This is a genomic window from Pontibacter sp. 13R65, assembly GCF_047525655.1.
Taxonomy (GTDB): domain Bacteria; phylum Bacteroidota; class Bacteroidia; order Cytophagales; family Hymenobacteraceae; genus Pontibacter.
Genome location: NZ_JBLIQL010000030.1, coordinates 22521 through 37243, shown reverse-complemented (window position 1 = coordinate 37243; position 14723 = coordinate 22521). Strand labels below are relative to the sequence as shown.

12 protein-coding genes are annotated in these 14723 nt (G+C 45.5%); 9 read left to right on the top strand and 3 right to left on the bottom strand.

Annotated elements, in window-relative coordinates:
- Positions 1-54 precede the first annotated feature (54 nt).
- From ACMA1I_RS21530 to ACMA1I_RS21520, 3 genes are all read left to right on the top strand, one after another.
- The gene (locus ACMA1I_RS21530) at positions 55-1398 is read left to right on the top strand and encodes an MATE family efflux transporter (RefSeq protein ID WP_337070550.1); all 1344 of its coding nucleotides are present in this window, start codon (positions 55-57) and stop codon (positions 1396-1398) included.
- 72 nt (positions 1399-1470) lie between these two features.
- The gene (locus tag ACMA1I_RS21525) at positions 1471-2046 is read left to right on the top strand and encodes a DUF922 domain-containing protein (RefSeq protein WP_337070549.1); all 576 of its coding nucleotides are present in this window, start codon (positions 1471-1473) and stop codon (positions 2044-2046) included.
- 240 nt (positions 2047-2286) lie between these two features.
- Positions 2287-3540 (top strand): TCR/Tet family MFS transporter, encoded by a 1254-nt coding sequence (locus ACMA1I_RS21520; protein ID WP_337070548.1) that lies wholly within the window; start codon positions 2287-2289, stop codon positions 3538-3540.
- Between the two features lie 131 nt (positions 3541-3671).
- On the opposite strand, the gene arsC is transcribed toward ACMA1I_RS21520, so the two are convergent.
- Positions 3672-4013, bottom strand: a complete 342-nt coding sequence (gene arsC / locus ACMA1I_RS21515) for an arsenate reductase (glutaredoxin) (protein WP_337070547.1) — start codon at positions 4011-4013, stop codon at positions 3672-3674.
- Between the two features lie 371 nt (positions 4014-4384).
- Here arsC and ACMA1I_RS21510 point away from each other — a divergent pair, with 371 nt between their 5' ends.
- Both ACMA1I_RS21510 and ACMA1I_RS21505 read left to right on the top strand, forming a co-directional pair.
- Positions 4385-5863 carry an aminoacyl-histidine dipeptidase gene (locus ACMA1I_RS21510; protein WP_337070546.1) on the top strand — a complete coding sequence of 493 codons (1479 nt, stop codon included), beginning with the start codon at positions 4385-4387 and terminating at the stop codon, positions 5861-5863.
- 69 nt (positions 5864-5932) lie between these two features.
- Complete coding sequence (locus ACMA1I_RS21505; RefSeq protein ID WP_337070545.1) at positions 5933-6178, top strand: hypothetical protein; 246 nt, start codon at positions 5933-5935, stop codon at positions 6176-6178.
- Positions 6179-6360: 182 nt separating this feature from the next.
- On the opposite strand, the gene ACMA1I_RS21500 is transcribed toward ACMA1I_RS21505, so the two are convergent.
- The gene (locus ACMA1I_RS21500; RefSeq protein ID WP_337070544.1) at positions 6361-7023 is read right to left on the bottom strand and encodes a response regulator transcription factor; all 663 of its coding nucleotides are present in this window, start codon (positions 7021-7023) and stop codon (positions 6361-6363) included.
- An 896-nt stretch (positions 7024-7919) separates the two neighbouring features.
- On the opposite strand from ACMA1I_RS21500, the gene ACMA1I_RS21495 reads away from it, so the two are divergent.
- Both ACMA1I_RS21495 and ACMA1I_RS21490 read left to right on the top strand, forming a co-directional pair.
- Positions 7920-8270 carry an STAS domain-containing protein gene (locus tag ACMA1I_RS21495; protein WP_337070543.1) on the top strand — a complete coding sequence of 117 codons (351 nt, stop codon included), beginning with the start codon at positions 7920-7922 and terminating at the stop codon, positions 8268-8270.
- A gap of 237 nt (positions 8271-8507) precedes the next feature.
- Positions 8508-8882: a hypothetical protein gene (locus tag ACMA1I_RS21490; protein WP_337070542.1), complete on the top strand. Its 375-nt coding sequence runs from the start codon at positions 8508-8510 to the stop codon at positions 8880-8882.
- A 242-nt stretch (positions 8883-9124) separates the two neighbouring features.
- On the opposite strand, the gene ACMA1I_RS21485 is transcribed toward ACMA1I_RS21490, so the two are convergent.
- Positions 9125-10210 carry a hypothetical protein gene (locus tag ACMA1I_RS21485; RefSeq protein WP_337070541.1) on the bottom strand — a complete coding sequence of 362 codons (1086 nt, stop codon included), beginning with the start codon at positions 10208-10210 and terminating at the stop codon, positions 9125-9127.
- A gap of 403 nt (positions 10211-10613) precedes the next feature.
- On the opposite strand from ACMA1I_RS21485, the gene cphA reads away from it, so the two are divergent.
- Positions 10614-13259, top strand: coding sequence for a cyanophycin synthetase (gene cphA, locus ACMA1I_RS21480; protein ID WP_337070540.1), 2646 nt, complete (start codon positions 10614-10616; stop codon positions 13257-13259).
- 183 nt (positions 13260-13442) lie between these two features.
- Positions 13443-14354 carry an isoaspartyl peptidase/L-asparaginase gene (locus ACMA1I_RS21475; protein ID WP_337070539.1) on the top strand — a complete coding sequence of 304 codons (912 nt, stop codon included), beginning with the start codon at positions 13443-13445 and terminating at the stop codon, positions 14352-14354.
- Positions 14355-14723: the final 369 nt, after the last annotated feature.

The window sequence follows — 14723 nt, the reverse complement described above, 5'->3', positions numbered from 1 at the left end:
CGCACAATCAAAATTAAAGACGTACTTTTGCGGGCCGAAATGAGTCCATAAGGTATGAGATCACAAGAATATAAAGAACATTTTTCTAAAAATTTCCTGCTTGCCTACCCTGTTGTCCTGAGCCAATTGGGGCACATCCTGGTAAGCGTGTTTGATAGCCTGATGGTAGGCCAGCTTGGCACCTTGCCACTGGCAGCCGCCTCCTTGGGCAATAGTGTGTTTGTGGTAACCATGATGTTTGGCATTGGCATCTCCATGAGCATTACCCCCCTTATTGCCTCTGCAGACGGTCGTGGCAACCCGACTCGCATTTCGCTACTGCTCCTGAATGGCTTAGTTTCTAACATATTGCTGGGTATGCTGCTTATGGTGGCTGGGTATTTTCTGTCGCCTGGTCTATCGATGCTCAACCAGCCGGAGGCCGTGGTAGACTTGGCCATTCCTTATATCCGGATATTGTTTTACTCCATTGTGCCGCTGATGGTGTTTCAGGCATTCCGGCAGTTTACGGAAGGGCTCTCGCTTACTAAGCAGCCCATGTACATATCTATTGTGGCCAACAGCATTAACGTTGCTCTGAACTACGTCCTGATTTACGGCAAGCTGGGCTTTCCTGCAATGGGATTGGAAGGCGCAGGTTGGGCCACTTTAATTTCACGCGTGCTGATGGCGCTGTTTATGGGAGGCTACGTGCTTTATGGGAAGCGCTTTGCCATCTACCGCAAATACCTTAATTTAAAACATTTATCTATTAGGCACATGTACCGCATTATGCAAATAGGGCTGCCCATATCGGGGCAGATGCTCTTTGAGGTGGGGGCTTTTAGCTTCTCTGCTATCATGATCGGGTGGATAGGTGCCCGTGAGCTGGCCGCACACCAGATTGCCATAAACGTAGCCTCCGTATCTTACATGATGGCCAGTGGTATAGCAGCAGCAGCCACTATTCGTGTGGGCAACCAGAAGGGCCTAGGCAATGTGCGAGCATTGCGGATGGCCGGTTTCAGCAGTTTTATAATGGGTACATTGTTTATGTTGGTCAGCGCCCTGCTCATGATCACTTTTAACCGGCTCATCCCCATGTTGTATATAGATGATCTGGAAGTGATTCATATCGCTTCTCAACTGCTTATAATTGCGGCGCTTTTCCAAATTTCGGATGGCGTGCAGGTAGTGGGATTGGGAGCCTTGCGAGGTCTGGAAGACGTTCGCGTTCCGAGCCTGGTATCTTTAGTCGCCTATTGGGTAATCGGACTCCCGCTTGGTTATTTGCTCTGTTTTAAACTTGGTGTTGGGGTAACTGGCATCTGGGCAGGGCTGCTAATCGGACTGTCTGTAGCGGCTGTTTTGCTCTTCTTACGCTTCCGAAAACAGACCCTAAAACTTCTTCAAAAATAATTCAAAAAAAATGCAACCTTTCTAAAAAGAGCCTTGTTGCCCTGGTAATGACGATAATTTTACTTTTAGCCAATGTTCATTATCACACTACTCCTATCCTTTGTAACAGGATTTTTTGCCCCCGCCACTGTGCCGGGAGCAGCTTCTCTGCCGGTACGCATTGAGAAAGATAACAGCTCAAAGAATGAAAAACTTTCTTGGTCTGCCCAAAGAAAGTTGAACTGGGAAGACTTTAAAGCAGACCCCGATGAAGAAAATCCGCATCATGCCTTAACAGCTGCTAACCTTGCCCTTGATGCCAAATGCCGGAACAACAAATTGGAATTTGAGGTGTCTTGCGTTTTTCTGCCTACACAATCGTGGTCAAAAAACAAAAAATCTGAGAAGTTGCTCTACCATGAGCAGCTCCATTTCGACCTGACGGAGGTGCATGCGCGCCTTCTTCGCAAAAAACTCTATGCCCTGGGCACCGCTTGCGATAATGTGCAGGAGAAACTGGGCCCTACTGTAACCGAGGCTTTTGCTGCCTGGAAAGCTGAGCAGGATGAGTTCGACAAAATGGCGCGCCATGGCTTAGACACAACTGTGCAAATGGAATGGGCTGCCAACATTGAGCAGCGCCTGCAGGAGTTGGAAGCGTATCAATAGTGCCTCTACTTTTTGGTTTGGCCTCTACTGCTTCTGATCGGGAATCCACTCTAACAATGAATATCTGAAATAGGCAAAAAGTCTGTTTGCATTTCAAAAAATTGGAAATGCAAACAGACTTTTTGCTTTTAGTGAGCCTCTGGTTAGCTTAATCTTCCGCTTGTCAGGCTGGTTAAATTTCCGTTAGCAATGAGGCATTTAAAAATTTAATCCTTATTTTCAGGATGTTAAATTCACGGTATGTTTAGAAAAGGGAATGCCTCGCAGGGTTATGTACTTGTTACCTTGTTTCTTGATATCCTTTGCCTGGGACTTGTACTGCCTGTGCTGCCAGGGCTCCTGAGTACCGTTACCGGCTGCAGTTTAAGTGAGGCATCGGTGTATGGCGGGTGGCTCATGTTTACTTTTTCAGCTGCACAGTTTTTGTTGGCTCCTGCCCTTGGCAAACTTAGCGACAGGTATGGCAGACGTGCTATTCTGCTCCTCTCGCTGCTGGGTATAGCCATAGATTATCTTTTTATGAGCTTTAGCAGTGGCATTGGCTGGCTATTTGCGGGCCGGCTACTAGCAGGCTCTACCAGTACCACACTCTACATGGCCAATGCCTACACTGCCGATATCACCCAACCAGACAACAGAGCCAGGCGCTTCGGATTTATAGGAGCTGCCTTTGGGCTTGGCTTTACCATAGGCCCGGTGCTGGGAGGTGAACTGAGCCAATTCGGCTTACGTTTTCCTTTTTATGCTGCACTTGCCATTACTGCCCTTAACATGGCCTATACCTGGTATTTCTTACCAGAATCCTTACCTAAAAACAAGCAAAGTGCTTTTGCCTGGAAACAGGCTAACCCCATTGGGACTTTGCTGCACCTGCGGCGCTACCCTCTAGTTGCAGGCTTATGTTGTTCTCTTTTTTGCACCTATATTGCCGTGCATGTCTTTCATAATGTGTGGGCTTATTTTACCTCGCTTAAGTTTAACTGGGGCGAAACCAGCATCGGGTACTCTTTTGGGCTGCTTGGAATCCTGATAGCCTTGGTGCAAGGCTTTGTTACGGGTTTGGTGGTACCTAAACTGGGGGTAAAAAGGACAGCCTTCGTAGGCATACTGCTTTACAGTTTCGGATATTTTTTGCTGGCACTTGCCAGTGAGAGCTGGATGATGTTTGCCTTTCTGGTACCGTACGCTTTAGGAGGAGTTTCTGAGCCAGCCATTCAAAGTATTATTTCAGGGGAAGTGCCGGAAACGGAGCAGGGAGAGTTACAAGGAGGTATTGCCAGTCTGGCAAGTGTTACGGCAATAGTGGGCGGACCGTTTATGAGTCATATTTTCGCCTACTTTACCAGCGACAGCGCCCCCCTGTATTTTCCGGAAGCTCCTTTTCTGGTGGCGACTGCCCTTACCCTGACCAGCCTGTTTATTGTGCTGCGGGTGCTGGCAAGCTATACTACCAGCTCCCAAAAAGCTGCCGCAAAGACAACAGCCAACCTGTAACTGTGCCTGTGCCGATTTAAATTCTGCTAATGAAAAGAGCCTTCCAGAGCCAAAAATGGTCTAAGTAGTTAATAGGTTAGCTCCTCTGCCAGCCATTGTTCATAGTATAGCCAGGTTCTGCAACAGCAGGTTTAAAACAGTTGCTGCACATTTTCTGGAGGTCGGCCAATTACGGCCTTATCGCCTTTTATGACAATAGGTCGTTCGATCAGGCCAGGGTTACTTTCCAGAATTTGGAGCCATTCTTCATCTGAATAGGTGTTTCCGGCAAACTTCTCTTTGTATAGCTTCTCTCCCTTTCGCACCAGTTCCTCGGGCCGGAGTTTTAATTTCTGTAGCACCTCTTTCAATTCAGAGGCAGTGGGTGCCTTTTTCAGGTACTCTACTATCTGCACCTCCTGCCCTGCCTCACGGATCAGATCCAGTGTCTGGCGACTCTTACTGCACCTGTTATTATGGTATATTGTTAGCATGTATTTGTAGTTGAATCAGGTTCTAAATTAATACATTTAGCCGGCTCACGCTAGTTTATCAGACAAAGAACTTTAGGTCCCATTACCTTCACACCTACCTCACCAACTCACTTCAGGAACAGGTGGAGCATTGTCTGCCAAACAGCTCCTCCTTCTGCAGCATTATTAATTCTTGCCCCTACCCTTCATTCATAAAATAGACTCCGGAAGGTCGTTTTCATTAGAATAATTCAGACTTGGATAAGCCTATCGTTTACTGGCACATACAGCAGTTCCTGCTAATTAAATGCTGCCCCTGTTTTTTATGCTGCACAATATTTACTAGCTTGACTTTGCAGCACTGCCTGCGCTAATACAACAACATGCAACGTATGACTACAACCACATCTATCAGGAGCCTGGAACCGTCGGCTCTATGGAACAATTTTGCTGATCTGAACGCTGTTCCCAGGCCATCTAAAAAGGAAGAACAGGTAATCCGGTTTATAAAAGAATTTGGGCAGAACCTGGGCCTCGATACCTTGGAGGATGAAGCCGGAAATGTAATTATCCGGAAACCTGCCAGCAGCGGCATGGAGAACAGACAAACCATTGTACTGCAGAGCCACCTGGACATGGTGCATCAGAAGAATGCCGACACCGATTTCGATTTTCTAACCCAAGGAATTGAGATGGTGGTAGAAGGTGACTGGGTAAAAGCAAAGGGTACCACCCTCGGCGCCGATAATGGTATAGGTGTAGCCACCATAATGGCGCTGCTGCAGGCAACCGACGTTGCGCACCCGCCTTTGGAAGCTCTTTTTACTATAGATGAAGAAACCGGCATGACGGGCGCATTGGCCTTAAAAGGGGGTTTATTAAAAGCCAGCATCATGCTGAACCTCGATACAGAAGACGACCAGGAGCTAACCATTGGCTGTGCTGGTGGCGTAGATGTTACTGCAATTGGAAGCTACGAGCAGGTTAATGCAGAGCAAAATAGCAAGGGCTATCGGCTTTCGCTTAAAGGTCTCACCGGTGGACACTCCGGTATGGATATTCACCTGGGTCGTGGTAATGCCAACAAGCTTATGAACCGGCTGCTCCACCAGGCTGCAACACAATATAATATCCAGATTAGTTCTATTGATGGGGGCGGATTAAGAAATGCCATACCGAGAGAATCGTTTGCTGAACTAAGTGTAGCTGCCAGCAACAGCTCTGCCTTCGAAAGCTTTATAAAAGAGCACACGGCTGTTTTGAAAACGGAACTTGCCACCACAGACCCAAAGCTGGAGGTGCAGCTCCAAAGCATGGAGGCTCCGGAAAAGGTACTTGCCCCTGAGTTCCAGGCCACTTTCCTGCGGGCGGTTTATGCCTGTCCTAACGGCATTTACCGCATGACCCCAGATATGGTGCACCTGGTTCAAACCTCTAACAATGTAGCCAGGGTACAAGTAAAGAATGGCAATTTCTCTGTGCAATGCCTCACCCGCAGCTCCGTAGATTCTGAAAAAGAAGATTTAGCTCGCGCCATTGAAGCCACTTTTGAGCTGACGGGTGCCCAGGTTGAACAAAAAGGCTCCTACCCCGGTTGGAGCCCCAGACCAGGCGCAACCATCGTAAAACTGATGAGTGAACTTTACCACACTATGTTCCAGGCCGCACCCCATGTAAACGCCTGCCACGCCGGGCTGGAATGTGGCATCATCGGAGCTAATTACCCTGACATGGAAATGATTTCTTTCGGACCAAACATCAGAGGAGCACACTCTCCCGACGAGCAGGTACAGATCAGCTCGGTGCAGAAGTATTGGAATTTCCTGCTCAAAACATTAAAAAGCATCCCGGAGCAGGAAAAGGCAGTATAAGAGCTGGACCTATGAACATAAAGGGAACAGGCGGACAAATACCACCTGCTCCCTCTCATTTTTACTTTTATGATGGAACAAAGAGAAGTAACCGATCAGGAAAAAACTACCTGGACCTGCGTGCAAGCCTACGCTGCCTTAGGCGATAAAGCTGCCGAGCTAACAGAAAGCGATCAGGGTACTGTAACTGTAGTATGTACACCAGGTGGTGGCGCTCAAACTGTCCGCATAGATGTCAGCAGCGATTGGCTTCAAAACCTGACCGATGAAGAGTTGATTGATAAAATTACAGCAGGGCAGCAAGAGCAGGCATAGCAAAGGTTCTTGTAAGACATAAAAAAGCGGCTACATAACCTGAAGCCGCTTCTTTTGTTTTTAGAGTATTGCAGGCAACTCTGCCCTTTAGGTGTTGCAGCGCCTCCGGTAGCGGATTACCATAGCCTTGGCATGGTGGCACTTCGGAGAGTGGAGGATTGCTGCTCTAACTGCTACTCCAGTTAACTAATAATGTTATTTTGCAAGGCATACTTAATTAAGGTTGCCGTGTTTTTGGTCTGTGTTTTCTCTAACAGGTTCTGTCGGTGTGTTTCTATAGTCCGCTTGCTTGTAAACAGTTTTTCTGCTATTTCAGCATTAGTAAACCCTTCTCCGATCAGTTGCAATACCTCCAGCTCCCGCTTGGAGATATCCTTCAGTTTTTTGTCTTTGCTATCTGTCTGAACAGGTCCACTGTAAGAGGTCTGATGCCCTACTTTTTTAAGCAGCTGTATGGCTACCGAAGAGCTGATATACAAAGAGCCACTCGCCACCAACCTGATAGCAGCACATAACTCTTCTTTTCCAGAATTTTTCAGAATGTAACCGCTGGCACCAAGCTCAATTACTCGGTTTACATAGTTTTCATGATCGAGCATAGAAAGCACCAATACTTTAATCTCCGGGAAGTGCTGCTGCAAATATTTGGTAGTTTCAAAACCATCTAGCTCAGGCATGTTAATATCCATCAGAACTACATCTGGCACAATGTCGTCCAGCATCTGTATTAGTTCATTTCCGTTAGAAGCCTCTCCTACAACTGAAATTGTAGATTCGTTATGGAGCAATGCTTTGATTCCATCACGTATAATCTTATGATCGTCTGTTAAGATAACGTTTATCATAGAATATGTAAAAAAAAATATTGTTGAATTCTACATAGTAATCAGGTCTGCAATTAGTCTATTATAAATTAATATACAGAAAAAAATCACTAAACGATAGAAATATATTTAATTTATTAGATATATTATCAATAAAAATAGAAAAACTAGTGTTATTAACTTTCAGCCGGTAGTCTTGTAGAGTGAAAGAGACTTATAAGGTACAGCATTTTATTTAAGCTAAACCCATTAAAACTGATTAAACGCCTTAATGAGGTAAAAAAGACGAAAATGAAGTTAGAAATAGAGTAATAGCTTTTTCTTTTGTGTAACCACGGAGATATCCTCCACACTTTGCCACCATCTTTCCGTTCCAGGATGTATAATTATTAAAATTATGCCGCATAACCTTTATGTATAAGAAAACTCAAGTATAAATGGCTTAAATTAAGTGTTTACCTCTCTTATAATCCGTATTTGCTCCAAAACTTTTTCATATTTTTAATTTAATTTTATTGATGATAAATACAATAATTAACTTAAATCTAATTTTTAACCAAAATAATTCACTTTTATATCATCAAATACATGTATTTATAAAGGTGGCCATTCACAAGTCTACACAGAAACAAACATAGTTATAACACAGGATATTCGAGGTATTTTTTCCGCGTAAAAAGCCTTCCATAAACGCTGGTATAAACAAGTTTAATACATCAAGCGCCGCTCTCTCCAGTTGGGCCCATAAAAAATCCATCACTATTTTTTATAACCAATACCACCACTCTTTTTGCCTTAAAATTATATGGTGAATTCTTCTGACGCTATTGAGTAGATATGGGAAAATCCTTCCCTTTGGTTATAATGAACTAAAAAGGAATTGACTTTACCCAAACAACTGAAATTCGAACCTAAGTATGAAGCAATTTAATATAGTAACCTCCTATTTAGATGGAGGCATTATCCTGTCACTCTCCGGAGAATTAGATGCTTGTTCATCTGTTGTAGCTGACAGAGCAATGGAGGCGGCCATGAATGCGGGCCAAAAACTATTACTTGTTGATTTTCAAGACCTTCATTATATATCGTCGGCTGGCATAGGCTTCTTTTTAGCAAATCTGCACATGAGCCAGAAGCAGAATATTGCGCTGATTCTATATGGTATGCAGCCTACTATCCGAAATATTTTTGAAGTTGTCGGGCTCCAGAAAATATTCCTGCTGGCCGAGTCGCTTGAGGACGCTTTAATGTTGGTGCACGATGCTTAATGTTGCATGTTATGTTTATGTTTTGATTTAAAAATACCTGGTTCCAGGTATTTCATTAACAGGACTTTAGCTTTACATTTGTTATGATTTCAGTTCTTTTACAAAGTAAACACCACCGTTCTTCTAAAACAGCCCGAAGCTTCTGATACACGTTAATCAGACTCCACTTAAGAAGTAATACTTGTGCTTTAATACCTTTAACTGATTTCCATCAGATTATATGTAGCGCATAAACTTATGAAGATAACTTTTACAACTGAAGATAATATTTACCATATTCAGCTTGTAGGCGATTTAGAACCTAAAACTTTTTCTGTTTTAAGATCAACCTTGTTACAAGCAATTATTGCCAAAAAAGCGAATAAGGAAGTGTGGTTAGACTGTAGCATGTTAACAAGCATTACCCCCGAAGCTATAGAGTTTTTGATACTGTACCAATATATTCTAAAGCAACGTAACATCAACTTTTTGCTTATACAATTAAACCAGCAGATCCAGTACCTGTTTAACACCACACAACTGGATGCCACCATACCTGTTGTACCAAACAAAGAACTGGCGTACTACCTTTACCACTCGAACCAACTAAACAGTTTAGCAAATTATTCATGATACATGCCACTCTCATGTATTTACTCTAAACTACCTTTGTTAGGCTAGAGAGGCAGCTGTGTTTTAGCAGAAGCTTAAGATGGGTGCATCCGTGGAAAAGGATGATACTGCTCCTTCTAAAAGAGAAGGCTTTTCTGGTCATCTCTAACATAAGATAACCAGAAAAGCCTCCTTTTAATAATACCTATGGCAATTGGGGCAGCAGTTTAAATAAAATAACGGCTCTCAGTTTGAGACTACCTTTAATCTGATGCTCCTTTAGATGCCCTATAGTTGTGGCTTCGCTGCCTGCCGAACCAATTATGATCGGCTTCCTGATCTGGAATGCCAGTACCTTCTGACGAGCCGTAGTCTCCTTCTGTAAAATTCCGGGTCTGACCAGCCCAGTCAGTTAAGTTAGAGTTTTCATTGTTGTTAAATTCTGATCCGTAAATGGCGCTGCGCATCGAGCTCCCAATATGGCGGTTCTCGCTTGCATTGCCAGAGCTGTCGCCGTAGTTGCCAGCGTAACCTGCCGTCCAACCACGATTAATCATCTCCTGACTGGCTCCACCAATTGTACCCGTCTCCTTAAATACACCACCGCTAAAAGGCCCTGTTGCAAAATTTTCTTCCTCCCTGTAGTGGCCTTGGTCCATATGGAATGGCCCACGTTTAGGAGTAGAGCCTTTGAACGATGCTCCGTAACCTGAGGAAGAACCGTAACCAGCTGAGCCGGCACTTCTATAATCGATGGCACTGCCCTTACTGGACCTGCTCTGCCAACTAGCATTGGCCGGAGCATGGCTCCCGGCACCTGGTGCGTAACCAAAATGACCTGCGCTACCCCGGCCTGCGGAAGAGCCATAGCTACTATCCATAAAGGTACGGCCATAGCCAGTCTCCCTGGACGACTCATTGTAGCCTGGTTCATTATTATAGTTACTACTGCTCATGCTGCTATAACCTCCCCAAGGCTGCTGACCTGACTTGCCATATCTGGAGCTTGGTTGCTGGTTGTAGAGGCCGGTATAACCTGAGCTGTAATCGGTGGCGGGACTTTGGTTATGGCCAAAGGGATCATACCCATAAGAGCCTGATGATGCCTGATAGCCGCCCCTGTCGTAGTTGCCATAGCCTGAGGCTCTATAACCCTTGCTTCTAGCAGTGTGGTGGTGTTGATCGTCCTCTCCGGCAATTCTTTCCCAGGCATTGTTGATCGTGTCTCCAACTCGTCCCAAGAAGCCTTTGTCCTTGCTTCCATCCTGTCTTTCCTCCCCTGAGCCGTGCAATCTGTCATGGGAGCCATAGCCACCATCTTCGTAATTACGCTGATAATTCCTTGCCATAGTTTAACTGTTATTTGAAAAGTAAAAATGATAATGACTCTATATGTTTAAACGCAGGATGAGTTTTCTGGTTGAGTGAGAATAGCACAAAAAGGACTGGTTAATTTAAATATAATTTGAATCTGACACATTAGCTAACAAATTATTAATCAACAGCTTACAGTTTTTAAAAAATCAGTTTTTGCACCTGAAGGAATGCGTATTTACATAGAGCCATGTATTAATACTGATTTAGGACAACAAGAGCGGATTTTTGAGCACCTGCAGCTACAAACCAAGGCCAAATTCGTAAGCTCAACTAAGAGCATGACACTTGCTGACAATACTCTATAGCCTACTTTTTACCATTATGTGCCTACATGGGGTACGCCAAAGAATCTTAAGCTTAAAAGAGCCAAGCTAAATGAAGATAAAAGAAATAAGGGTGATGCGTGGTCCAAACTACTGGTCTGTAAAGCATCCTAAGATTATTGTAATAAAACTTGCTCTCGAAGACCAGCAGGAAACGCTGACCAGCGAAATACCTAATTTTGCGGAGAAGCTGGAAAAGCTGTTTCCGGGTATGTATAAACACCGATCGTCTGAAGGGACGGATGGTGGCTTTTTCAGGTTAGTACGGCAGGGAACCATACTCAGTAAGGTGGTGCAGCATATAGCATTAGAATTGCAGACAATGGCTGGCATGGACTGCGGCTATGGCCGCCGCTATGCGGCTCCACAGCCAGGCGAAGATTTTGTAGTGTTCTCGTACCAGCAGGAACGGGCCGGTGAGTACGCAGCGCAGGCTGCTGTGCGCATAACAAACGAATTAGCCTTAGGCCAGAAGGTTAACATAGTACAGGACATTGCGCGACTTCACCAGATCAGGGAAGATGAGTACTTTGGGCCCAGCACCGAAGCCATTGTAATGGAAGCTGTCAGTCGCAATATCCCCTACATCAATAACCAGAAGCGAAACCTGATTCAGTTGGGCTATGGCATCCATCAGAAGCATATTCAGGCAGCCATGACCAGCAACACCTCCAGTTTTGCCGTTGAGAGTGCCGGGAACAAAAACCAGACAAAGCTTATACTGGAAGATGCAGGCATTTCGGTACCTAAGGGTAGAATTATTTATACTGTAAAAGAGTTGGAAGAGGCAATAGATGACATTGGTTTCCCGATCGTGCTAAAGCCTCTCTATGGCAACCAGGGCAAAGGCGCCAGCATTAATATACAAAACTGGAAAGATGCTCTAAAGGGTCTTCATGAGGCACAACGCTATTCTGAGGCTGTAATGGCAGAGCAGTATATTGTAGGTGCTGACTACCGGCTCCTGGTTATAAACGGTAAGTTTGTGGCTGCTGCCAAACGCACACCAGCCATGGTAATAGGAGACGGCGTGTCTACGGTTCAGCAACTGGTAAAGGAGGTGAATAAAGACCCAAGGCGCGGCATCGGTCACGAAAAGGCTCTGACTCACATCAAAATAGACAAGCTTACCCGCGCCATCCTTCGGGAAAAGGAACTCACCTTAAAATCGGTGCTTCCACCTGGAGAGGTGCTCTACCTTAAAAATACCGCCAACCTCAGTACGGGTGGTACAGCTACCGACGTAACCGATATGGTGCACCCTTTCAATGTTCAGATGGCCGAACGCATTGCTGGTATCGTTGGCTTGGATATTTGCGGCATAGACGTTATGACTACTGACATTGCCATTCCGTTGCCCGAAACAAGAGGAGCTGTTATAGAAGTGAACGCTGCCCCTGGTTTGCGCATGCATATATCGCCTACTGAGGGGCTGGCGCGCAACGTAGCGGAGCCCATCATCAACATGCTATTCCCATATGGCTGCCCCAGCCGTATTCCGATTGTGGCTGTTACAGGCACCAATGGCAAAACCACCACTACCCGACTTATTGCGCACATGCTGCGGTTTAAAGGTTACCAGGTTGGCTTTACCACCACCGATGGCATCTACATTCAAGAGAACAAAATAATTTCTGGCGACACCACCGGTTCCTACAGCAGTGAGTTTGTACTGAAAGACCCAACTGTTAACTATGCAGTGCTGGAATGCGCCAGAGGCGGTATTGTACGCTCCGGCCTTGCCTTCAGGCAATGCGATATAGGCATTGTGCTGAATGTGGCTGCTGACCACCTGGGCCTGAAAGACATCAATAGCCTGGAAGAAATGGCGCAGGTAAAGGGGGTAATACCTAAAACAGTTTGCTCTAATGGCTATGCCATTCTAAATGCCGACGATGACCTTGTGTACAACATGAGTGGTGGCTTGTCCTGCAAAGTTGCGCTTTTCAGTTTAAATGAAGCAAACCCGCGCATACTCAAGCACATTTCCAAAGGTGGGCTGGCTGCTGTGCATGAAGATGGCTACATCTCGATTTTTAAAAACACTTACAAAATGCGGGTAGACCGGGTGGCTGATATACCACTTACCTTTGGAGGGCGCGCAAAGTTTAATATCCAGAATGTACTGGCTGCTACACTAGCCGGTTACATCGCTCACTTCGAGATTGCCGAAATCAGAACCGCCCTTCGCACCTTCCTTCCTTCAGCGGAGACAACTCCGGGCCGTATGAACTTGTTTAAACTCCCCAAGTTCGAAGTGCTGATCGATTATGCGCATAATATTGCCAGCATGGAGGCTATAGGCGATTTTTTGAACAACGTAAAAGCTTACCCAAAAATCGGTATTCTGGCAGGAGTTGGCGATAGAAGCGCAGACGACATAAGAGGTGTAGGTAGCGTAGCCGCAACTATGTTCGACGAAATCATTATCAGACAGGATCTGGACACCCGCGACCGAAGTGGCGCAGAAATAAACAAGCTCCTGAAAGAAGGCATTGCATCAACAGGCAGAGAAGTAGTGGTTAAAGAAATCAAAGAGGAGATCCGGGCCCTGGCGAATGCCCTTGAATATGCCCCGGAAGGCTCCTTTATTACTTTGTTTTCGGAGAATATAACGGAAGCTGTAAAATTAGTGGAGAGTTTTCGGATTATCCAACATCGCACAGCGGTTTCTGAAGAAAGTCAGGCACATTCATAAAGATATAGGGCACAAGATCCAAACCGAAGATTCTGCCTGTGGTAACCCATGAAGTAAAAGAGGCATTTTGCCCTCCGGAAGGGTCATTTTATTACCATAATTTAAGAGTTTTTTATTGCCTGCGCTACTCACTATTATTAAAAAGCAGGCTTCAAAAACAACACAAGTGAACCCGATACAACTATGAAAAACTATACGATTATCATTCATGCAGGTGCCGAAACAATAAAACCAGGAGAACTTTCGGCCGAAAAAGAGAAAGCGTACCGCAAGGGCCTGCAACAGGCGCTGGAGGCGGGCTGGCAAGTGCTGCAGCAGGGTGGCTCTGCTGTGGATGCCGTAACTGCTGCAGTAAAAAGCATGGAGGACGAGCCGCATTTTAACGCAGGCAAAGGCGGAAGCCTTACCCAACGTGGAGAAACCGAGTTTGATGCCGCTATAATGGATGGGGAAACGCTAAAGGCAGGTGCTGTGGGAGGTATCCGCTATTTACAAAACCCGATCACACTAGCCAAAGTGGTAATGGAAAAAGGTGAGCATGTTTTTATTACCGGTACTGGTGCCGAAGAATATGCCTTGCGGTTTAACCTACCTTTTAAAACACCTGATTATTTTATTACAGAAGAAAAAAGAGAAGCCTGGCTAGATCAGCTTCAGGAAACGGTGGCCCCGGGCGAGCATGACACGGTAGGTGCTGTTGCACTGGACCAACAGGGCAACCTGGCAGTAGCTACTTCTACCGGTGGTTTAACTAACCAAATGAAAGGCCGCATTGGTGACAGCCCCATTATTGGCGGCGGCACCTTCGCCGACAACGAAGTTTGTGCAGTGAGTTGCACAGGCGAAGGCGAGGTAATTATGCGGGGCGTGTTGGCGCACGAGGTATATGCATTAGTGAAATATGGTGGCTTTACGCTGCAAGAGGCCGCAGAAAAAACCATTGAACTGCATAACGACAAACTAAAAGGCGACAAGGGTTTAATTGCTCTCTCCCCTGCTGGCGAAGTAGCTCTGGCCTTTAACACCGGCTTTATGAAGCGCGCTTACCGCATTGGCAACGATGAGCCGGTGGTGGCACTCTGGGAAAAGGAGTAGCAGGCGAATCAGCCTCAGGAAGCTATTCCTGATTCAACCAATGTTTTTAAGTAATAGAAAAGCACGCCAATCATTTACACATCTTTTTCGGACTAACGTTTATACAAATTCTCATAGGTAGAAAGCCGGGCTGACATTGTGCAGCTCGGCTTTCGTTATTTCCTGGTCATATATGGCTCCCATGCATCACTTTCCCAAAAAAGCCTCTGGAAGGTCAAAATCATTAGAATAATTTGGCTGTTGATGGCTCGAGATAGTTCGACTAGTTAATAAACTCTTTGCAGATCCATGCTGCAGCTACAGAGCAAACACCTTTGCCAGGTGCACCTATTGAGGCTCCACTGCCTGAGCGGTCAGCGAGTGGGGGTG

Bases quoted from the DNA above. Each gene is read 5' to 3' on its own strand.
- cphA (WP_337070540.1), top strand. From the start codon at position 10,614: ATGAAGATAAAAGAAATAAGGGTGATGCGTGGTCCAAACTACTGGTCT.
- ACMA1I_RS21525 (WP_337070549.1), top strand. From the start codon at position 1,471: ATGTTCATTATCACACTACTCCTATCCTTTGTAACAGGATTTTTTGCC.
- ACMA1I_RS21520 (WP_337070548.1), top strand. From the start codon at position 2,287: ATGTTTAGAAAAGGGAATGCCTCGCAGGGTTATGTACTTGTTACCTTG.
- ACMA1I_RS21490 (WP_337070542.1), top strand. From the start codon at position 8,508: ATGAAGATAACTTTTACAACTGAAGATAATATTTACCATATTCAGCTT.
- ACMA1I_RS21510 (WP_337070546.1), top strand. From the start codon at position 4,385: ATGACTACAACCACATCTATCAGGAGCCTGGAACCGTCGGCTCTATGG.
- ACMA1I_RS21495 (WP_337070543.1), top strand. From the start codon at position 7,920: ATGAAGCAATTTAATATAGTAACCTCCTATTTAGATGGAGGCATTATC.
- ACMA1I_RS21530 (WP_337070550.1), top strand. From the start codon at position 55: ATGAGATCACAAGAATATAAAGAACATTTTTCTAAAAATTTCCTGCTT.
- ACMA1I_RS21485 (WP_337070541.1), bottom strand. From the start codon at position 10,210: ATGGCAAGGAATTATCAGCGTAATTACGAAGATGGTGGCTATGGCTCC.
- ACMA1I_RS21505 (WP_337070545.1), top strand. From the start codon at position 5,933: ATGATGGAACAAAGAGAAGTAACCGATCAGGAAAAAACTACCTGGACC.
- arsC (WP_337070547.1), bottom strand. From the start codon at position 4,013: ATGCTAACAATATACCATAATAACAGGTGCAGTAAGAGTCGCCAGACA.
- ACMA1I_RS21500 (WP_337070544.1), bottom strand. From the start codon at position 7,023: ATGATAAACGTTATCTTAACAGACGATCATAAGATTATACGTGATGGA.
- ACMA1I_RS21475 (WP_337070539.1), top strand. From the start codon at position 13,443: ATGAAAAACTATACGATTATCATTCATGCAGGTGCCGAAACAATAAAA.